We start from the raw sequence: 18,913 nt of genomic DNA on the forward strand, positions 1-18,913 counted from the left end.
ATACGCGACGCTTTGCCGCGTAATGGCAGCGCGCCGTATACTTCCTTGTTTATGCCCGCCGAGCGAGGCCGCAGTGGACAAGATCCTGATTCGTGGGGCACGTACCCACAACCTGAAGAACATCGACCTGACCCTGCCGCGGGACAAGCTGATCGTGATCACCGGCCTGTCCGGATCCGGCAAGTCCTCCCTGGCGTTCGACACGCTGTACGCCGAAGGCCAGCGCCGCTATGTCGAATCGCTGTCGGCCTATGCCCGGCAGTTCCTGTCGATGATGGAAAAGCCCGACGTCGACACCATCGAAGGGCTCTCCCCGGCCATCTCCATCGAGCAGAAGTCGACGTCGCACAACCCGCGCTCTACCGTGGGCACGATCACCGAGATCTACGACTACCTGCGCCTGCTTTATGCCCGCGTCGGCACTCCGCGCTGCCCGGACCACGACATCCCGCTGGAAGCGCAGACCATCAGCCAGATGGTCGACCTGGTACTGGAGCGCCCAGAAGGCAGCAAGCTGATGCTCCTGGCCCCGGTAATCCGCGAGCGCAAGGGCGAGCACCTGGCGGTGTTCGACGAGCTGCGCGCCCAGGGCTTCGTCCGCGCACGGGTCAACGGCAAGCTCTACGAGCTCGATGAGCTGCCCAAGCTGGACAAGCAGAAGAAGCACAGCATCGATGTGGTGGTAGACCGCTTCAAGGTCCGCGCCGACCTGCAGCAGCGCCTGGCCGAGTCGTTCGAGACTGCGCTCAAGCTGGCCGACGGCATCGCGCTGGTGGCGCCGATGGACGATGAGGAAGGCGAAGAGATGATCTTCTCCGCCCGCTTCGCCTGCCCGGTCTGCGGCCATGCGATCAGCGAGCTGGAACCCAAGCTGTTCTCGTTCAACAACCCGGCCGGTGCCTGCCCGACCTGTGACGGCCTGGGCGTCAAGCAGTTCTTCGACACCAAGCGCCTGGTCAATACCGAGCTGACCTTGGCCGAGGGCGCGATACGTGGCTGGGACCGGCGCAACGTCTATTACTTCCAGATGCTCGGCTCGCTGTCCGCGCATTACGGGTTCAGCCTGGAGGCGCCGTTCGGCGAGCTGTCGGCCGAGCACCAGAAGGTGATCCTGCAAGGCAGCGGCAAGCAGAGCGTGGACTTCAAGTACCTCAACGACCGGGGCGACATCGTCAAGCGCTCGCACCCGTTCGAAGGCATCGTGCCGAACCTGGAGCGGCGCTACCGCGAAACCGAGTCGGCCACGGTGCGTGAAGAGCTGGCCAAGCTGCTCGGCACCCAGCCCTGCCCCGACTGCCGCGGTACCCGCCTGCGGCGCGAGGCCCGCCACGTGTGGGTTGGCGAGAAAACCCTGCCGGCAGTTACCAACCTGCCCATCGGTGAAGCCAGCAACTACTTCGGCGAGCTGACCCTGACCGGGCGCCGAGGCGAAATTGCCTCGAAGATTCTCAAGGAAATCTGCGAGCGCCTGCAGTTTCTGGTCAACGTCGGCCTGGACTACCTGACACTGGACCGCAGCGCCGACACCCTGTCGGGCGGTGAAGCCCAGCGCATCCGCCTTGCCAGCCAGATCGGCGCGGGCCTGGTCGGGGTGATGTACATCCTCGACGAACCGTCCATCGGTCTTCATCAACGCGACAACGACCGCCTGCTGGCCACCCTCAACCACCTGCGCGACCTTGGCAACACGGTAATCGTGGTGGAGCACGACGAGGATGCTATCCGCCTGGCTGACTACGTGGTGGACATCGGCCCGGGGGCCGGGGTGCATGGCGGCCAGATCGTCGCCGAGGGCACGCCTGAAGAGGTCATGGCGCACCCTGACTCGCTGACCGGCAAGTACCTGTCCGGGCGCAAGAAGATCGCCGTGCCGGCCAAACGCACACCGCGCGACAAGAAGCTCTCGCTGAAACTCAAGGGTGCCCGCGGCAACAACCTGCAAAACGTCGACCTGGAAATCCCGATCGGCCTGCTGACCTGCGTGACAGGCGTATCGGGTTCGGGCAAGTCAACGCTGATCAACAACACCTTGTACCCGCTCGCCGCGACCGCGCTGAACGGTGCCAGCAGCCTGGAAGCCGCGCCGCACAGCAGCATGGACGGCATGCAGCACCTGGACAAGGTGGTCGATATCGACCAGAGCCCGATTGGCCGCACACCGCGCTCCAACCCGGCAACCTACACCGGTATCTTCACGCCTATCCGCGAACTGTTCTCGGGCGTGCCCGAGTCGCGCTCGCGCGGCTATGGCCCCGGTCGCTTCTCGTTCAACGTCAAAGGGGGCCGGTGCGAAGCCTGCCAGGGCGACGGCCTGATCAAGGTCGAGATGCACTTCTTGCCGGACATCTACGTGCCGTGCGATGTGTGCAAGAGCAAGCGCTACAACCGCGAAACCCTGGAGATCAAGTACAAGGGCAAGAACATCCACGAGGTGCTGGAAATGACCATCGAGGATGCCCGCGAGTTCTTCGATGCGGTGCCGGCACTGGCGCGCAAGCTGCAAACGCTGATGGACGTGGGCCTGTCGTACATCAAGCTGGGGCAGTCGGCGACGACCTTGTCCGGCGGTGAGGCGCAGCGGGTGAAGCTGTCGCGCGAGCTGTCCAAGCGTGACACCGGCAAGACCCTGTACATCCTCGACGAGCCGACCACCGGCCTGCACTTTGCCGATATCCAGCAGTTGCTCGATGTGCTGCACCGCCTGCGCGACCACGGCAACACCGTGGTGGTGATCGAGCACAACCTGGACGTGATCAAGACGGCCGACTGGCTGGTGGACCTGGGGCCGGAGGGTGGCTCCAAGGGTGGGCAGATCATTGCCTGCGGTACACCGGAAGAGCTGGCCAAGATGAAGCAGTCCTACACCGGGCATTACCTCAAGCCGCTGTTGGAGCGTGACCGGGCCTGATCCGCCTGTGCATAAAAAAACCCCTGGTACCGTAGGTGCCAGGGGCTTTTTCGCGGGCTGTGGATAACTTACATCTGCGACTGCAGGTAGTTCTCCAGGCCGATCAACTTGATCAGGCCCTGCTGCTTCTCCAGCCAGTAGGTGTGATCTTCTTCAGTGTCAGCCAGCTGCGCGCGCAGGATGTCGCGGCTGATGTAGTCCTTGTGCAGCTCGCACAGCTCGATGCCTTTGCACAGCGCGGCACGCACCTTGTATTCGAGCTTGAGGTCAGCCTCGATCATTTCCGGCACGGTGCTGCCCACTTCGAGGTCATCGGCACGCATGTCGGGGGTACCTTCGAGCATGAGGATGCGGCGCATCAGCGCGTCGGCGTGCTGCGTCTCTTCTTCCATCTCGTGGTTGATGCGCTCGTAGAGCTTGGACAGGCCCCAGTCTTCATACATACGCGAGTGAATGAAGTACTGGTCGCGTGCTGCCAGTTCGCCCTTCAGCAACGTGACGAGGTAGTTGATTACGTCCGGGTGACCTTGCATCGCCCTGCTTCTCCATGTGAAAACATCAATGGACATAGTGTGAACCAGGTTGTGCTCGCGGTCACGGATAAATGCGCAATAACATGCAAAAAATCGCCTAAACAGTAGTGATATTCATTGAAAAACCGCCCAAATGAGGGCGGTTCTTCTTATCACTTCGAGTTAGGCGAGATTCACGCCCAACGCCTTGGCAACGCCCTCACCGTAGGCTGCGTCAGCCTTGAAGAAGTACTGGAGCTGGCGCTGGATCACATCCTCGCTCACCCCAGCCATGGCACCGGCGATATTACTGATCAGCAAGGCCTTCTGCTGTTCGTTCATCAGGCGGAACAACGCACCGGCATGGCTGTAGTAGTCGTTGTCCTCGCGGTGATCGTAGCGATCAGCCGAACCATTGAGAGCCAGTGCAGGCTCGGCATGGCGTGGGGACTGCTTGGGCGCGTCGCCGTAGCTGTTGGGCTCGTAGTTCGGCGCACTGCCGTAGCTGCCCGTGGCCATCGAACCGTCACGCTGGTAGCTGTTGACCGGGCAGCGCGGTGCATTGACCGGCAGTTGCTGGTGGTTGGTACCCACGCGGTAGCGGTGCGCATCGGCGTAGGCGAACACGCGACCTTGCAGCATGCGGTCTGGCGACAGCCCCACGCCAGGGACCATGTTGCTAGGGCCGAACGCGGCCTGCTCGACTTCTGCGAAGTAGTTGAGCGGGTTGCGGTTGAGCTCCAGCACACCCACCTCGATCAGCGGGTAGTCCTTTTGCGACCAGGTCTTGGTCACGTCGAACGGATTCTCGTCGCGGCTCGCCGCCTCGGCTTCACTCATCACCTGAATGCACACGGTCCAGCGCGGGTAGTCGCCACGCTCGATGGCCTCGAACAGGTCACGCTGGGCGTAGTCCGGGTCTGTGCCGGCCAGGCGTGCAGCATCGGCTGGGGCGAGGTTCTTGATGCCTTGCTGGGTCTTGAAATGCCATTTGACCCAGGTGCGCTCACCTTCAGCACTGATCAGGCTGTAGGTGTGGCTGCCGAAGCCGTGCATGTGACGATAGCCGTCCGGAATGCCGCGGTCGGAGAACAGGATGGTGACCTGGTGCAATGCCTCGGGGGAGTGCGACCAGAAGTCCCACATCATCTGGGCGTTCTTCAGGTTGGATTGCGGGTGGCGCTTCTGGGTGTGGATAAAGTCCGGGAACTTGAGCGGATCACGGATGAAGAACACCGGGGTGTTGTTGCCAACGATGTCCCAGTTGCCTTCCTCGGTATAGAACTTCAGCGCAAAACCACGCGGGTCACGCTCGGTGTCGGCCGAACCCCGTTCGCCACCGACGGTGGAGAAACGCAGGAAGGTTTCAGTCTGTTTGCCGACCTGCTCGAACAGCTTGGCGCTGGTGTATGCGGTGATGTCGCGGGTAACGGTAAACGTGCCATAGGCACCCGAACCCTTGGCGTGAACACGACGCTCGGGGATGTTCTCGCGGTTGAAGTGGGCGAGCTTCTCGATCAGGTGGAAATCGTCGAGCAGCAGCGGGCCGCGGGGGCCGGCAGAGCGGGAGTTCTGGTTGTCAGCTACAGGTGCACCGCTGGCGGTGGTGAGAATCTTGCTCATGGGCTCTCCTTATCGGTCTTGAAGTGCCGGCTAATCGGCTTGGATAGGAGTATTGACGAGCGGTTGTTTCAGGACAAATTCATTACATGACTTGTATCAATAGAAATTAACAATACGTGCACAAACAAAAAACCGGGCACTAGGCCCGGTTCTTTGTAGCAGACAGAACGTCTTACTCGGCAGCTTCTACAGCACCACCGACTGGACGATCAACCAGCTCGACGTACGCCATAGGCGCGTTGTCGCCAGCGCGGAAACCGCACTTCAGGATGCGCAGGTAGCCGCCCTGACGGGTGGCGTAACGCTTGCCCAGATCGTTGAACAGTTTGCCAACAGCGGACTTCGAACGGGTACGGTCGAAGGCCAGACGACGGTTAGCAACGCTGTCTTCCTTGGCCAGGGTGATCAGCGGCTCGGCAACGCGGCGCAGTTCCTTGGCTTTCGGCAGGGTGGTTTTGATCAGCTCGTGCTCGATCAGCGACACTGCCATGTTCTGGAACATAGCTTTGCGGTGAGAGCTGGTACGGCTCAGGTGACGTCCACTTTTACGATGACGCATGATTCATTCCTTACCAAACACTACGTTCGGTGATTACGACGATCAGGCGGTCGCCTTGTCGTCTTTCTTAAGACTTGCAGGCGGCCAGTTGTCGAGGCGCATGCCGAGAGACAGACCACGAGAGGCCAGGACGTCCTTGATTTCAGTCAGGGACTTCTTGCCCAGGTTAGGAGTCTTCAACAGCTCTACTTCGGTACGCTGAATCAGGTCGCCGATGTAGTAGATGTTCTCCGCCTTGAGGCAGTTGGCCGAACGTACAGTCAGTTCCAGGTCGTCAACCGGACGCAGCAGGATCGGATCGATCTCGTCTTCCTGCTCGACAACAACCGGCTCACTGTCACCTTTGAGGTCGACGAACGCGGCCAGCTGCTGTTGCAGGATGGTCGCAGCGCGGCGGATAGCCTCTTCAGGATCCAGGGTGCCGTTGGTTTCCAGATCAATGACCAGCTTGTCCAAGTTGGTACGCTGTTCAACACGGGCGTTTTCGACCACATAGGCGATACGACGCACCGGGCTGAACGAAGCGTCCAACTGCAGACGGCCAATGCTACGGCTTTCGTCTTCGTCGGTCTGACGGGAGTCGGCCGGCTCGTAACCACGACCACGAGCTACGGTGAGCTTCATGTTCAGGGCGCCATTCGACGCCAGGTTCGCGATTACGTGATCGGGGTTGACGATCTCGACATCGTGATCCAGCTGAATATCGGCAGCGGTAACCACCCCCGAACCCTTTTTCGACAAGGTCAGCGTAACTTCGTCACGACCGTGCAGTTTGATAGCCAGGCCTTTCAGGTTCAACAGGATTTCAATGACGTCTTCCTGAACACCTTCGATCGCGGAGTACTCATGGAGTACGCCATCGATCTCGGCCTCGACTACTGCACAGCCAGGCATGGAGGACAACAGGATGCGGCGCAGCGCGTTGCCCAGGGTATGGCCGAAGCCACGCTCGAGAGGCTCGAGCGTGATCTTGGCGCGGGTCGGACTGACTACCTGCACATCAATGTGGCGGGGAGTCAGGAACTCATTTACCGAAATCTGCATGGATGCACCTATTTTCTAGCCCTTACTTGGAGTAGAGCTCGACAATCAGGTTCTCGTTGATGTCGGCGGACAGGTCGCTGCGAGCAGGAACGTTCTTGAAAACGCCCGACTTTTTAGCAGCATCCACATCAACCCACTCAACGCGGCCACGCTGGGCGCACAGTTCAAGGGCTTGAACAATGCGCAGCTGGCTCAGCGACTTCTCGCGAACCGCGACCACGTCACCCGGACGAACTTGGTAGGATGGAATGTTTACAGTCTTACCGTTGACGCTGATCGCTTTGTGCGAAACCAGCTGACGGGACTCGGAACGAGTCGAGCCGAAGCCCATACGGTAAACGACGTTATCCAGACGGCACTCGAGCAGTTGCAGCAGGTTCTCACCGGTTGCGCCTTTTTTCGAGGCAGCAGCTTGGTAGTAACCGCGGAACTGACGCTCCAGAACACCGTAGATACGACGGACTTTTTGTTTCTCGCGCAGCTGGGTACCGTAGTCGGACTGACGGCCACGGCGCTGGCCGTGGATACCTGGGGCTGCTTCGATGTTGCACTTCGATTCCAGAGCGCGAACGCCGCTCTTCAGGAACAGATCGGTGCCTTCACGACGAGACAGTTTGCATTTTGGACCAATGTAACGTGCCATTCTTCTGTCTCCTGATTACACGCGACGCTTCTTCGGCGGACGGCACCCGTTATGCGGGATTGGCGTCACGTCGGTGATGCTGGCGATCTTGTAGCCGCAGCTGTTCAATGCACGAACGGCGGACTCACGACCTGGACCTGGACCCTTGACGTTAACGTCGAGGTTCTTCAGACCGTATTCCAGCGCAGCTTGACCAGCACGCTCAGCAGCAATCTGAGCTGCGAACGGGGTGGATTTGCGCGAACCACGGAAACCCGAACCACCGGAGGTCGCCCAGGACAAAGCATTGCCCTGACGGTCGGTGATGGTCACGATGGTGTTGTTAAAAGAAGCGTGGATGTGGGCGATGCCATCAACCACTGTCTTTTTGACTTTCTTACGAGGACGAGCAGCAGGTTTTGCCATGTCTATATTCCTGGGCGGTTACTTGCGGATCGGCTTACGCGGGCCCTTACGGGTGCGTGCGTTGGTCTTGGTGCGCTGACCGCGAACCGGCAGACCTTTACGATGACGCAGGCCGCGGTAGCAACCCAGGTCCATCAAGCGCTTGATCTTCATGTTGATGTCACGACGCAGGTCACCTTCGGTGGTGAACTTCGCGACTTCGCCACGCAGGGTTTCGATTTGCTCGTCGCTCAGATCCTTGATCTTAGCGGCTGGGTTTACACCAGCGTCTGCACAGATCTTCTGCGCAGTTGTGCGACCGACACCATAGATGTAGGTCAGCGAGATAACAGTATGCTTGTTATCTGGAATGTTGACGCCTGCAATACGGGCCATTCAGTGGGACTCCAATTGACAGCTACCTACGCCCCGGAAGCCAAGAAATAGGGCGCGAGATAATATCGCTGTAGAAACGAATAATCAACCCAGCAGCACACTAGCTGCTGGGTTTGAAGCGACGATCACAATCAGCCTTGGCGCTGTTTGTGACGCGGTTCCGCGCTGCAGATCACTCGTACGACGCCTTCGCGACGGATGATCTTGCAGTTACGGCACAGCTTTTTCACCGATGCACGAACTTTCATTACCGACTCCTCGAACCTTAGGGGCGTATCAGCGCAGCAAACCGCTGCCACCGTAGCCTTTCAGGTTGGCTTTCTTCATCAGGGATTCGTACTGGTGCGAAACGAGGTGCGATTGTACTTGGGACATGAAGTCCATCACAACCACTACCACAATCAGCAACGAGGTCCCGCCAAGGTAGAACGGCACATTTGCTGCCACCACCAGGAACTGGGGCAGAAGGCAGACGGCCATCATGTATAGAGCACCGAACATGGTCAAACGGGTCAGAACGCCATCAATGTAGCGCGCCGACTGCTCACCAGGACGGATACCCGGAATAAAGGCACCGGACTTCTTCAGGTTTTCCGCTACGTCTTTCGGATTGAACATCAACGCTGTGTAGAAGAAGCAGAAGAAAATGATCCCTGCACTAAACAGCAAAATGTTCAACGGCTGACCAGGAGCGATCGACTGCGAGATGTCCTGCAGCCAGCCCATACCTTCGGACTGACCGAACCAGGCACCCAGCGAAGCCGGGAACAGCAAAATGCTGCTGGCGAAAATGGCCGGGATAACCCCTGCCATGTTCACCTTCAACGGCAAGTGGCTGGTCTGCGCAGCGAAGACCTTGCGGCCCTGCTGACGCTTGGCGTAGTGAACGGCGATACGACGCTGACCACGCTCAATGAACACCACGAAACCGATAATCGCTACTGCCAGCAAACCGATAGCGACCAGGGCGAAAATGTTGATATCGCCTGTGCGCGCAGACTCGAAAGACTGCCCGATTGCTCTCGGAAGACCGGCAACGATACCCGCGAAGATCAACATCGAGATACCGTTGCCCACACCGCGCTCGGTGATCTGCTCGCCCAGCCACATCATGAACATCGCGCCTGCCACAAACGTGGAAACCGCGACGACATGGAAGCCTAGACCGGCAGAAAACGCCACGCCCTGGTTGGCCAGGCCAATGGACATGCCAATGGCTTGGACCAGCGCCAGAATAACGGTGCCGTAGCGGGTGTACTGGCTGATCTTGCGACGGCCAGCTTCACCTTCCTTCTTCAACTGCTCCAGTTGCGGGCTGACCGCCGTCATCAGCTGCATGATGATCGATGCCGAAATGTACGGCATGATCCCCAGTGCAAAGATGCTCATGCGCTCAAGCGCACCACCGGAAAACATGTTGAACAAGCTAAGAATGGTCCCCTCATTCTGCCGAAACAGATCCGCCAAACGGTCCGGATTGATGCCTGGAACCGGGATGTGCGCACCTATCCGATAGACGATGATCGCCATGAACAGAAAGCGCAGACGAGCCCAGAGTTCCGACATCCCGCCCTTACCGAGCGAAGAGAGAGCACCTTGCTTAGCCATTTATTCCTCGAATTTGCCGCCAGCTGCTTCGATAGCCGCACGCGCACCCTTGGTGGCTGCGATGCCCTTGATGGTGACTGCGCGAGTAACTTCGCCAGACAGCATGATTTTCACACGCTGAATGTGCTGGTTGATCACGTTGGCATCCTTCAGGGATTGCACGGAGATCACGTCGCCTTCCACTTTGGCCAGCTCGGACAGACGCACTTCTGCGCGGTCCATGGCTTTCAGCGAAACGAAGCCGAATTTCGGCAGACGACGGTGCAGCGGCTGTTGACCGCCTTCGAAGCCCGGAGCGATCGAACCACCCGAACGGGAGGTCTGACCTTTGTGGCCACGGCCGCCGGTCTTACCCAGACCGCTACCGATACCACGACCCGGACGATGTTTTTCGCGACGGGAACCCGGCGCTGGACTCAGATCATTGAGTTTCATCGATTAACCCTCGACGCGCAGCATGTAGTAAGCCTTGTTGATCATCCCGCGATTCTCGGGAGTATCCTGGACTTCTACAGTGTGACCGATGCGACGCAGACCCAGACCCTTAACGCACAGTTTGTGGTTAGGAATACGGCCCGAGACGCTCTTGATCAGCGTTACTTTAACGGTTGCCATGATCAGAAGATCTCCTCGACGCTCTTGCCGCGCTTGGCAGCAATGGATTCAGGAGATTGCATGGCTTTCAGACCCTTGAAGGTGGCGTAAACCACGTTCACTGGGTTGGTCGAACCGTAGCACTTGGCCAGAACGTTCTGAACACCAGCAACTTCCAGGACAGCACGCATTGCGCCGCCGGCGATGATACCGGTACCTTCCGAAGCAGGCTGCATGTAAACCTTCGAGGCGCCGTGGGCAGCCTTGGTGGCGTACTGCAGGGTAGTGCCCTTCAGGTCAACCTGGATCATATTGCGACGAGCAGCTTCCATGGCTTTCTGGATCGCGGCTGGTACTTCGCGCGACTTGCCACGGCCGAAGCCAACACGACCTTTACCATCACCTACCACGGTCAACGCGGTGAAGGTGAAGATACGGCCGCCTTTTACGGTCTTGGCAACGCGGTTAACTTGAACCAGCTTCTCGATGTAGCCTTCGTCGCGCTTTTGATCGTTATTTGCCATAACTTAGAACTCCAGCCCGCCTTCACGAGCAGCATCAGCCAGCGCTTTGACGCGGCCATGGTACTTGAAGCCGGAACGGTCAAAGGCAACTTGAGATACACCGGCGGCTTTCGCACGCTCAGCTACCAGCTTGCCAACCTTAGTGGCCGCGTCGATGTTGCCAGTGGCGCCATCACGCAGGTCTTTGTCCAAGGTCGAGGCGCTTGCCAGAACCTTGCTGCCGTCGGCCGAAATGACCTGGGCATAGATGTGCTGCGAGGAGCGGAACACGCACAGGCGCACGACTTCGAGTTCGTGCATCTTGAGGCGTGCTTTGCGAGCGCGACGCAGTCGAGTAACTTTTTTGTCGGTCATTTGCTAGGCCCTACTTCTTCTTGGCTTCTTTACGACGGACTACTTCGTCCGCGTAACGCACACCTTTACCTTTGTAAGGCTCTGGCGGACGGAAGTCGCGGATTTCAGCGGCCACCTGACCTACCAGCTGCTTGTCGATACCCTTGATCAGGATGTCGGTCTGGCTAGGTGTTTCAGCGGTGATACCGGCTGGCAGTTCGTAGTCCACTGGGTGCGAGAAGCCCAGGGCCAGGTTCAGGACGGTGCCCTTGGCCTGAGCCTTGTAACCAACACCGACCAGCTGGAGCTTACGCTCGAAGCCTTGGCTTACGCCTTGGACCATGTTGTTGACCAGAGCGCGGGTAGTACCGGCCATGGCGCGAGCTTGCTGGTCACCATTGCGAGCGACGAAACGCAGCTCACCAGACTCTTCGGTAACTTCAACAGACGAGTGAACGTTCAGTTCGAGAGTGCCTTTGGCACCCTTCACCGAAAGCTGCTGGCCGGCGAATTTGACTTCGACACCAGATGGCAGCTTAACGGGGTTCTTAGCGACGCGAGACATGTCTATCCCCCCTTAGAACACTGTGCAGAGAACTTCGCCGCCGACGCCGGCAGCGCGCGCAGCGCGATCAGTCATCACACCTTTGTTGGTGGAGACAATAGACACGCCCAGACCGCCACGTACTTTCGGCAGATCGGTGACGGCCTTGTACTGGCGCAGGCCTGGACGGCTGGAGCGCTTCAGTTCCTCGATGACCGGACGGCCTTCGAAGTACTTCAGTTCGATCGACAGGGAGGGCTTGGCTTCGCCACTGACTTGGTAGCCAGCGATGTAACCTTCATCCTTCAGAACTTTGGCAACCGCAACCTTCAGCGTAGAGGAAGGCATGCTCACGACGGACTTTTCAGCCATCTGGGCATTACGGATGCGAGTTAGCATGTCCGCTAACGGGTCCTGCATACTCATGGGCTAGATGCTCCTGATACAAGAATTATTAGCCTTGCGGCTATCACAACCACCCGAGCGGGTTGGGTAAAAAACCCAGGCTCAGGTGAGCCGGTCATTCTAGACACAAGGCAGAAACGAAACAAGCCCCATATAGGGGCTTGTTTGTTGGCGAGGTCACCGGCGGTCGGAAGATTGCTCCCCTTCCACCGGGATCACACCTGCAGCGATTACCAGGAGGCCTTGACCAGACCTGGTACGTCACCACGCATTGCCGCTTGACGCAGCATGTTACGGCCCAGGCCGAACTTACGGTATACACCGTGAGGACGACCGGTCAGGCGGCAACGGTTGCGCAGACGCGCAGCGCTGGCATCACGTGGCTGCTTCTGCAGAGCGACAACGGCAGCGAAACGCTCTTCAGGAGAGGCGTTCAGGTTGACGATGGTCGCTTTCAGCTCAGCACGCTTTTTGGCGAACTTGGCTACCGTGAGCTGACGCTTCAGCTCGCGGTTTTTCATGCTCTTCTTGGCCATTTTCCTACTCCAATCAGTTGCGGAACGGGAATTTGAAAGCACGCAGCAGAGCGCGGCCTTCGTCATCCGAACGAGCAGTGGTGGTCAGGGTGATGTCCAAACCGCGCAGAGCATCGATCTTGTCGTAATCGATTTCCGGGAAGATGATCTGCTCTTTCACGCCCATGCTGTAGTTGCCACGGCCATCGAAGGACTTGGCATTCAGGCCGCGGAAGTCGCGAACCCGAGGCAGGGAGATCGCCAGCAGGCGGTCCAGGAATTCGTACATCTTGTCGCTACGCAGGGTCACCTTGACGCCGATCGGCCATCCTTCACGGACTTTGAAGCCCGCGATGGATTTACGAGCGAAAGTCACGACCGGCTTTTGACCGGTGATCTTTTCCAGGTCGGCAACAGCGTGCTCGATGACTTTTTTGTCGCCGATCGCTTCGCCCAGACCCATGTTCAGGGTGATTTTGGTAACGCGCGGAACTTCCATCACGTTCGACAGCTTAAGTTCTTCCTTAAGCTTGGGAGCGATTTCGTTCCGGTAAATCTCTTTCAGTCGTGCCATGGTCTTCTACCTAGCAGTGTTCAAGCATCAACCGCTTTTTGGGTCGACTTGAAGACACGAATTTTCTTACCGTCTTCTACTTTGAAACCAACGCGGTCAGCCTTGTTGGTTTCGCCGTTGAAGATGGCAACGTTGGAAGCGTGCAGAGGCGCTTCTTTCTCGACGATACCGCCCTGAACGCCCGCCATCGGGTTAGGCTTGGTATGACGCTTGACCAGGTTCACACCACCGATAACCAGACGGTCATCAGCAAGAACCTTCAGCACCTTACCGCGCTTACCTTTGTCTTTGCCGGCGATCACGATGATCTCGTCGTCACGACGAATCTTTTGCATGTCGGATCTCCTTACAGCACTTCAGGGGCGAGCGAGACGATCTTCATGAACTTCTCAGTACGAAGTTCACGGGTCACTGGCCCGAAGATGCGAGTGCCGATCGGCTCTTGCTTGTTGTTCAGCAGAACAGCAGCGTTGCCGTCGAAACGAATGATGGAACCGTCAGCGCGACGTACACCGTGACGGGTACGGACGACAACAGCGGTCATCACCTGGCCTTTTTTGACCTTACCGCGCGGAATTGCTTCCTTGACGGTTACTTTGATGATGTCACCGATGCCAGCGTAACGACGGTGCGAACCGCCGAGTACCTTGATGCACATGACGCGACGAGCGCCGCTGTTATCGGCCACATCGAGCATGGATTGAGTCTGAATCATAAAATTTCTCCGACCCCTAGCCCTTAGACTTCAACAGCGCGTTCGAGGACTTCAACCAGTGCCCAGGACTTGGTCTTGGCCAGCGGACGAGTTTCGGTAATCGAAACTTTGTCGCCGATCTTGCACTGGTTGGTTTCGTCGTGCGCGTGCAGCTTAGTCGAACGCTTAACGTATTTACCGTAGATCGGGTGCTTTACGCGACGCTCGATCAGAACGGTGATGGTCTTGTCCATTTTGTCGCTGACGACACGGCCAGTCAGCGTACGGACGGTTTTTTCAGCTTCAGCCATGATCACTTACCTGCCTGCTGGTTGAGCACAGTTTTCACGCGAGCGATGTCACGCTTAACTTGCGAGAGCAGGTGCGACTGCCCCAACTGGCCAGTTGCTTTCTGCATGCGCAGATTGAACTGGTCGCGCAGCAAGCCGAGCAGTTGCTCGTTCAGCTGCTGTGCCGATTTTTCACGAAGTTCATTCGCTTTCATCACATCACCGTCCGCTTAACAAAGGAGGTGGCGAGAGGCAGCTTTGCAGCAGCCAGGGCGAAAGCTTCGCGCGCCAGCTCTTCAGAAACACCCTCGATCTCGTACAGGACTTTGCCTGGCTGGATCTGGGCAACCCAGTATTCCACGGAGCCCTTACCTTTACCCATACGAACCTCGAGAGGCTTCTTGGAGATCGGCTTGTCCGGGAACACACGGATCCAGATCTTGCCGCCACGTTTAACGTGACGGGTCAGAGCACGACGTGCCGACTCGATCTGGCGGGCGGTGAGGCGACCGCGAGCAACAGCTTTCAGGGCGAATTCGCCGAAGCTGACTTTGCTACCGCGCAGTGCCAGACCACGGTTGTGGCCAGTCATCTGCTTGCGGAATTTTGTACGCTTTGGTTGCAACATTTGGCGTACCCCTTACTTAGCAGCTTTTTTACGAGGCGCTGGTGCTTGTGGTTTCAGTTCTTCTTGGCGACCACCAATAACTTCGCCTTTGAAGATCCAAACCTTCACACCGATCACACCATAAGTGGTGTGAGCTTCGTAGGTGTTGTAGTCGATATCGGCACGCAGGGTGTGCAGAGGCACACGACCTTCGCGATACCACTCGGTACGAGCAATCTCGGCGCCGCCGAGACGACCGCTCACCTGGATCTTGATGCCCTTGGCACCAATACGCATGGCGTTCTGTACGGCGCGCTTCATGGCGCGACGGAACATTACGCGGCGTTCCAGCTGCTGAGCTACGCTCTGCGCAACCAGCATAGCGTCGAGTTCCGGCTTGCGGATCTCTTCGATGTTGATGTGCACAGGCACACCCATCTGCTTGGTCAGGTCCTGACGCAGCTTCTCGACATCCTCACCTTTCTTACCGATAACGATACCGGGACGAGCAGTGTGGATGGTGATGCGTGCAGTTTGAGCCGGACGATGAATATCGATACGGCTTACGGACGCGCTTTTTAGTTTGTCTTGGAGGTACTCACGTGTTTTCAGATCCTTCAACAGGTAATCTGCGTAAGTAGCACCGTCTGCGTACCAGACGGAGGTGTGCTCCTTGACGATTCCCAGGCGAATGCCAGTGGGATGTACTTTCTGACCCATCTGATCGACTCCGTTACTTGTCCGCAACCTTGACAGTGATATGGCAAGACCGCTTGACGATGCGATCAGCACGGCCTTTGGCACGTGGCATGATGCGCTTCAGCGAACGCCCTTCGTTGACGAAGACGGTGGAGACCTTCAGGTCATCAACGTCTGCGCCTTCGTTGTGTTCGGCGTTGGCAACGGCCGACTCGAGGACTTTCTTCATGATTTCAGCGGCTTTTTTGCTGCTGAAGGCCAACAGGTTGAGCGCTTCGCCCACCTTCTTCCCGCGGATCTGGTCGGCGACCAAGCGGGCTTTCTGGGCGGAGATGCGAGCGCCCGACAACTTAGCGGCTACTTCCATTTCCTTACCCCTTAACGCTTGGCTTTCTTGTCAGCCACGTGCCCGCGATAGGTGCGGGTACCGGCGAACTCGCCCAGTTTGTGGCCGACCATGTCTTCGTTCACGAGAACTGGGACATGTTGGCGACCGTTATGAACCGCGATGGTCAGACCGACCATTTGTGGCAGGATCATCGAGCGACGCGACCAGGTTTTAACTGGCTTGCGATCGTTCTTCTCCACCGCCACTTCGACCTTCTTCAACAGGTGAAGATCGATAAAAGGACCTTTTTTCAGAGAACGTGGCACTGTCGTATCCCTCTAGTTACTTGCGACGACGGACGATCATGTTGTCGGTACGCTTATTACCACGGGTTTTAGCACCCTTGGTTGGGAAGCCCCATGGCGATACCGGATGACGACCACCAGAGGTACGACCTTCACCACCACCATGTGGGTGGTCAACCGGGTTCATGGCAACACCACGAACGGTTGGGCGAACGCCGCGCCAGCGTTTGGCACCAGCTTTACCCAGCGAACGCAGGCTGTGCTCGGAGTTCGAGACTTCGCCCAGGGTCGCACGGCACTCAGCCAGTACTTTACGCATCTCACCGGAGCGCAGACGCAGAGTCACGTAGACGCCGTCACGAGCGATCAGCTGAGCCGAAGCACCAGCGGAACGAGCGATCTGAGCACCTTTACCCGGCTTCAGTTCGACGCCGTGAATGGTGCTACCTACTGGGATGTTGCGCAGCTGCAGGGAGTTACCGGCCTTGATTGGGGCCAGGGCACCTGCGATCAGCTGGTCGCCAGCGCTCACGCCTTTAGGGGCGATGATGTAGCGACGCTCACCGTCTGCGTAGCACAGCAGGGCGATGTGAGCAGTACGGTTTGGATCGTATTCGATACGCTCGACAGTGGCTGGGATGCCATCTTTGTCGTTGCGACGGAAGTCGACCAGACGGTAATGCTGCTTGTGACCACCACCAACGTGACGAGTGGTAATGCGGCCATTGTTGTTACGACCACCAGACTTCGATTTCTTCTCGAGCAGCGGTGCGTGAGGAGCGCCTTTATGGAGCTCCTTGTTGACCACCTTGACCACGAAACGGCGGCCAGGGGAAGTCGGTTTGCATTTAACGATTGCCATGATGCACCCCTTCCTTACTCAGCACTGCTGCTGAAATCGAGATCTTGGCCTGGCTGAAGGGAGACAATTGCCTTCTTCCAGTCATTACGCTTGCCCAGACCACGTGCGGTACGCTTGGTTTTACCCAGAACGTTAACGGTCGACACGTTTTCAACTTTTACGTTGAACAGGCCTTCGACAGCTTTCTTGATTTCCAGCTTGGTTGCGTCGGTAGCAACCTTGAATACGAACTGGCCTTTCTTCTCAGCCAGAACGGTAGCCTTCTCGGAAACGTGCGGGCCAAGGAGGACTTTGAATACGCGTTCCTGGTTCATCCCAGCAGCTCCTCGAATTTCTTCACGGCCGAGACAGTGATCAACACTTTCTCGTATGCGATCAGACTGACCGGGTCGGAACCTTGAACGTCACGTACATCGACGTGCGGCAGGTTGCGAGCAGCCAGGTACAGGTTCTGATCAACAGCGTCCGAAACGATCAGAACGTCGCTCAGACCCATGCCGTTCAGCTTGTTCAGCAGATCTTTGGTTTTCGGTGCTTCAACAGCGAAGTCCTGAACCACGACCAGACGGTCGCTACGCACCAGCTCGGCGAGGATGGAGCGCAGAGCTGCGCGATACATCTTCTTGTTGAGCTTTTGCGAGTGATCTTGAGGGCGAGCTGCGAAGGTAACACCACCGCCACGCCAGATCGGACCACGAGTGGTACCAGCACGAGCACGGCCAGTACCCTTCTGACGCCATGGGCGCTTACCGCCACCAGCCACGTCGGAACGGGTCTTTTGCTGCTTGGTGCCCTGACGGCCGCCGGCCATGTAGGCCACGACTGCTTGGTGAACCAGCGTCTCGTTGAATTCGCCACCGAAAGTCAGTTCGGAAACTTCGATCGCCTGAGCGTCATTTACATTAAGTTGCATGTCAGTTTCCCCTTAACCGCGAGCCTTGACAGCCGGACGTACAACCACGTCGCCGCCAGTAGCGCCAGGAACGGCACCCTTGATCAGCAGCAGGTTGCGTTCAGCGTCTACGCGTACTACTTCCAGGGACTGAACAGTCACGCGCTCGGCGCCCATGTGGCCGGACATTTTCTTGCCCTTGAACACACGACCAGGAGTCTGGCACTGGCCGATGGAGCCTGGGACACGGTGCGACACGGAGTTACCGTGGGTGTTGTCCTGACCACGGAAGTTCCAGCGCTTGATGGTACCGGCGAAGCCTTTACCTTTGGACTGACCAGTAACGTCTACCAGCTGGCCTGCAGTGAAGAGTTCAGCTTTGATCGAGTCGCCAGCCTGGAACTCGCCTTCTTCAAGGCGGAACTCCCAGACACCGCGACCAGCGGCAACGTTCGCTTTAGCGAAGTGACCTGCCTGAGCAGCAGTCACACGCGAAGCACGACGCTCGCCGACAGTGACTTGCACTGCACGGTAGCCATCGGTTTCTTCAGTCTTGAACTGGGTGACGCGATTCGGCTCGATCTCAATGACCGTGACCGGAATGGAGACACCTTCTTCGGTGAAAACGCGGGTCATACCGCATTTACGACCGACTACACCAATAGTCATGTTGTAACCTCATGAGTGTACGGGGCTTTCACCCGCTATGGCCGCCCATTTCAGAGCGTTACACGGACAAGACCGAAGTCTTAGCCGAGGCTGATCTGCACTTCCACACCTGCCGCGAGATCAAGCTTCATCAGCGCATCAACGGTTTTATCCGTTGGCTGGACGATGTCCAGAACGCGCTTATGAGTGCGAATCTCGTACTGGTCACGCGCGTCTTTGTTGACGTGCGGGGAGACCAGAACGGTGAAACGCTCTTTGCGGGTAGGCAGTGGAATTGGACCACGCACTTGTGCACCAGTACGTTTCGCGGTTTCCACGATTTCCTGGGTGGATTGGTCGATCAGGCGATGGTCGAAAGCCTTCAACCTGATACGGATTTGCTGATTTTGCATTGGATTTCA

Annotated in this window: 31 protein-coding genes; 1 reads left to right on the plus strand and 30 read right to left on the minus strand. The window is 57.8% G+C overall.

Annotated features, from left to right (window positions below; translation table 11 throughout):
• Window positions 1-73: 73 nt before the first annotated feature.
• Window positions 74-2,908 carry an excinuclease ABC subunit UvrA gene (gene uvrA / locus DJ563_RS18485; RefSeq protein ID WP_274098738.1) on the plus strand — a complete coding sequence of 945 codons (2,835 nt, stop codon included), beginning with the start codon at window positions 74-76 and terminating at the stop codon, window positions 2,906-2,908.
• A 68-nt stretch (window positions 2,909-2,976) separates the two neighbouring features.
• On the opposite strand, the gene bfr is transcribed toward uvrA, so the two are convergent.
• The 30 genes from bfr to rpsJ form a co-directional block, all read right to left on the minus strand.
• Entirely contained in the window at window positions 2,977-3,441 is a 465-nt protein-coding gene (gene bfr / locus DJ563_RS18490) for a bacterioferritin (RefSeq protein ID WP_434518148.1), read from the minus strand.
• Window positions 3,442-3,603: 162 nt separating this feature from the next.
• A complete protein-coding gene (locus tag DJ563_RS18495) occupies window positions 3,604-5,043 on the minus strand; it encodes a catalase (RefSeq protein ID WP_274098739.1) in 1,440 nt (479 codons plus the stop codon).
• Window positions 5,044-5,215: 172 nt separating this feature from the next.
• Window positions 5,216-5,602 (minus strand): 50S ribosomal protein L17, encoded by a 387-nt coding sequence (gene rplQ / locus DJ563_RS18500; protein ID WP_003255451.1) that lies wholly within the window; start codon window positions 5,600-5,602, stop codon window positions 5,216-5,218.
• A gap of 42 nt (window positions 5,603-5,644) precedes the next feature.
• Window positions 5,645-6,646 (minus strand): DNA-directed RNA polymerase subunit alpha, encoded by a 1,002-nt coding sequence (locus tag DJ563_RS18505; RefSeq protein ID WP_003255452.1) that lies wholly within the window; start codon window positions 6,644-6,646, stop codon window positions 5,645-5,647.
• 22 nt (window positions 6,647-6,668) lie between these two features.
• Window positions 6,669-7,289, minus strand: coding sequence for a 30S ribosomal protein S4 (rpsD, locus tag DJ563_RS18510; RefSeq protein WP_009681977.1), 621 nt, complete (start codon window positions 7,287-7,289; stop codon window positions 6,669-6,671).
• 15 nt (window positions 7,290-7,304) lie between these two features.
• Window positions 7,305-7,694: a 30S ribosomal protein S11 gene (gene rpsK, locus DJ563_RS18515; RefSeq protein WP_003255454.1), complete on the minus strand. Its 390-nt coding sequence runs from the start codon at window positions 7,692-7,694 to the stop codon at window positions 7,305-7,307.
• Between the two features lie 18 nt (window positions 7,695-7,712).
• Window positions 7,713-8,069 carry a 30S ribosomal protein S13 gene (gene rpsM / locus DJ563_RS18520; protein WP_003255457.1) on the minus strand — a complete coding sequence of 119 codons (357 nt, stop codon included), beginning with the start codon at window positions 8,067-8,069 and terminating at the stop codon, window positions 7,713-7,715.
• 131 nt (window positions 8,070-8,200) lie between these two features.
• Entirely contained in the window at window positions 8,201-8,317 is a 117-nt protein-coding gene (rpmJ, locus tag DJ563_RS18525; protein ID WP_002555468.1) for a 50S ribosomal protein L36, read from the minus strand.
• Window positions 8,318-8,345: 28 nt separating this feature from the next.
• The gene (secY, locus tag DJ563_RS18530) at window positions 8,346-9,677 is read right to left on the minus strand and encodes a preprotein translocase subunit SecY (protein ID WP_003255459.1); all 1,332 of its coding nucleotides are present in this window, start codon (window positions 9,675-9,677) and stop codon (window positions 8,346-8,348) included.
• Entirely contained in the window at window positions 9,678-10,112 is a 435-nt protein-coding gene (gene rplO, locus DJ563_RS18535; protein WP_003255461.1) for a 50S ribosomal protein L15, read from the minus strand.
• 3 nt (window positions 10,113-10,115) lie between these two features.
• Entirely contained in the window at window positions 10,116-10,292 is a 177-nt protein-coding gene (rpmD, locus tag DJ563_RS18540; RefSeq protein WP_008089798.1) for a 50S ribosomal protein L30, read from the minus strand.
• A 2-nt stretch (window positions 10,293-10,294) separates the two neighbouring features.
• Window positions 10,295-10,795, minus strand: a complete 501-nt coding sequence (gene rpsE, locus DJ563_RS18545; RefSeq protein WP_003255465.1) for a 30S ribosomal protein S5 — start codon at window positions 10,793-10,795, stop codon at window positions 10,295-10,297.
• A 3-nt stretch (window positions 10,796-10,798) separates the two neighbouring features.
• The gene (gene rplR, locus DJ563_RS18550; protein WP_008089801.1) at window positions 10,799-11,149 is read right to left on the minus strand and encodes a 50S ribosomal protein L18; all 351 of its coding nucleotides are present in this window, start codon (window positions 11,147-11,149) and stop codon (window positions 10,799-10,801) included.
• A gap of 10 nt (window positions 11,150-11,159) precedes the next feature.
• Window positions 11,160-11,693 carry a 50S ribosomal protein L6 gene (rplF, locus tag DJ563_RS18555; RefSeq protein ID WP_003255469.1) on the minus strand — a complete coding sequence of 178 codons (534 nt, stop codon included), beginning with the start codon at window positions 11,691-11,693 and terminating at the stop codon, window positions 11,160-11,162.
• A gap of 12 nt (window positions 11,694-11,705) precedes the next feature.
• Window positions 11,706-12,098: a 30S ribosomal protein S8 gene (gene rpsH / locus DJ563_RS18560; RefSeq protein ID WP_027594873.1), complete on the minus strand. Its 393-nt coding sequence runs from the start codon at window positions 12,096-12,098 to the stop codon at window positions 11,706-11,708.
• A gap of 209 nt (window positions 12,099-12,307) precedes the next feature.
• The gene (gene rpsN / locus DJ563_RS18565; protein WP_012316516.1) at window positions 12,308-12,613 is read right to left on the minus strand and encodes a 30S ribosomal protein S14; all 306 of its coding nucleotides are present in this window, start codon (window positions 12,611-12,613) and stop codon (window positions 12,308-12,310) included.
• A 13-nt stretch (window positions 12,614-12,626) separates the two neighbouring features.
• Complete coding sequence (rplE, locus tag DJ563_RS18570; protein ID WP_003255474.1) at window positions 12,627-13,166, minus strand: 50S ribosomal protein L5; 540 nt, start codon at window positions 13,164-13,166, stop codon at window positions 12,627-12,629.
• Between the two features lie 20 nt (window positions 13,167-13,186).
• On the minus strand, window positions 13,187-13,501 hold the full coding sequence (gene rplX, locus DJ563_RS18575; RefSeq protein ID WP_003255476.1) for a 50S ribosomal protein L24: 315 nt from the start codon (window positions 13,499-13,501) through the stop codon (window positions 13,187-13,189).
• 11 nt (window positions 13,502-13,512) lie between these two features.
• Window positions 13,513-13,881 (minus strand): 50S ribosomal protein L14, encoded by a 369-nt coding sequence (gene rplN, locus DJ563_RS18580; protein ID WP_002555479.1) that lies wholly within the window; start codon window positions 13,879-13,881, stop codon window positions 13,513-13,515.
• Window positions 13,882-13,904: 23 nt separating this feature from the next.
• Window positions 13,905-14,171: a 30S ribosomal protein S17 gene (rpsQ, locus tag DJ563_RS18585; RefSeq protein WP_023534981.1), complete on the minus strand. Its 267-nt coding sequence runs from the start codon at window positions 14,169-14,171 to the stop codon at window positions 13,905-13,907.
• Between the two features lie 2 nt (window positions 14,172-14,173).
• Complete coding sequence (rpmC, locus tag DJ563_RS18590; RefSeq protein WP_002555481.1) at window positions 14,174-14,365, minus strand: 50S ribosomal protein L29; 192 nt, start codon at window positions 14,363-14,365, stop codon at window positions 14,174-14,176.
• Window positions 14,365-14,778, minus strand: coding sequence for a 50S ribosomal protein L16 (rplP, locus tag DJ563_RS18595; protein ID WP_003255479.1), 414 nt, complete (start codon window positions 14,776-14,778; stop codon window positions 14,365-14,367). Before rplP ends, rpmC begins: the two co-directional genes overlap by 1 nt.
• Window positions 14,779-14,790: 12 nt before the next feature.
• Window positions 14,791-15,477 (minus strand): 30S ribosomal protein S3, encoded by a 687-nt coding sequence (gene rpsC, locus DJ563_RS18600; protein WP_003255481.1) that lies wholly within the window; start codon window positions 15,475-15,477, stop codon window positions 14,791-14,793.
• Between the two features lie 13 nt (window positions 15,478-15,490).
• A complete protein-coding gene (gene rplV, locus DJ563_RS18605) occupies window positions 15,491-15,823 on the minus strand; it encodes a 50S ribosomal protein L22 (RefSeq protein WP_003103908.1) in 333 nt (110 codons plus the stop codon).
• 11 nt (window positions 15,824-15,834) lie between these two features.
• Window positions 15,835-16,110, minus strand: a complete 276-nt coding sequence (gene rpsS, locus DJ563_RS18610; protein WP_003255482.1) for a 30S ribosomal protein S19 — start codon at window positions 16,108-16,110, stop codon at window positions 15,835-15,837.
• A gap of 16 nt (window positions 16,111-16,126) precedes the next feature.
• Window positions 16,127-16,951 carry a 50S ribosomal protein L2 gene (rplB, locus tag DJ563_RS18615; protein WP_008089816.1) on the minus strand — a complete coding sequence of 275 codons (825 nt, stop codon included), beginning with the start codon at window positions 16,949-16,951 and terminating at the stop codon, window positions 16,127-16,129.
• 14 nt (window positions 16,952-16,965) lie between these two features.
• A complete protein-coding gene (gene rplW / locus DJ563_RS18620; RefSeq protein WP_003255484.1) occupies window positions 16,966-17,265 on the minus strand; it encodes a 50S ribosomal protein L23 in 300 nt (99 codons plus the stop codon).
• On the minus strand, window positions 17,262-17,864 hold the full coding sequence (gene rplD / locus DJ563_RS18625; protein WP_003255485.1) for a 50S ribosomal protein L4: 603 nt from the start codon (window positions 17,862-17,864) through the stop codon (window positions 17,262-17,264). The genes rplW and rplD overlap by 4 nt, the downstream gene beginning before the upstream one ends.
• 12 nt (window positions 17,865-17,876) lie before the next feature.
• Window positions 17,877-18,512: a 50S ribosomal protein L3 gene (rplC, locus tag DJ563_RS18630; protein ID WP_027594871.1), complete on the minus strand. Its 636-nt coding sequence runs from the start codon at window positions 18,510-18,512 to the stop codon at window positions 17,877-17,879.
• A gap of 80 nt (window positions 18,513-18,592) precedes the next feature.
• A complete protein-coding gene (gene rpsJ, locus DJ563_RS18635) occupies window positions 18,593-18,904 on the minus strand; it encodes a 30S ribosomal protein S10 (protein WP_003186070.1) in 312 nt (103 codons plus the stop codon).
• Between the last annotated feature and the right edge of the window lie 9 nt (window positions 18,905-18,913).

The sequence above is a fragment of the Pseudomonas sp. NFX1 genome (assembly GCF_051123555.1).
In the GTDB taxonomy this organism is placed as follows: Bacteria; Pseudomonadota; Gammaproteobacteria; order Pseudomonadales; family Pseudomonadaceae; genus Aquipseudomonas; species Aquipseudomonas capeferrum.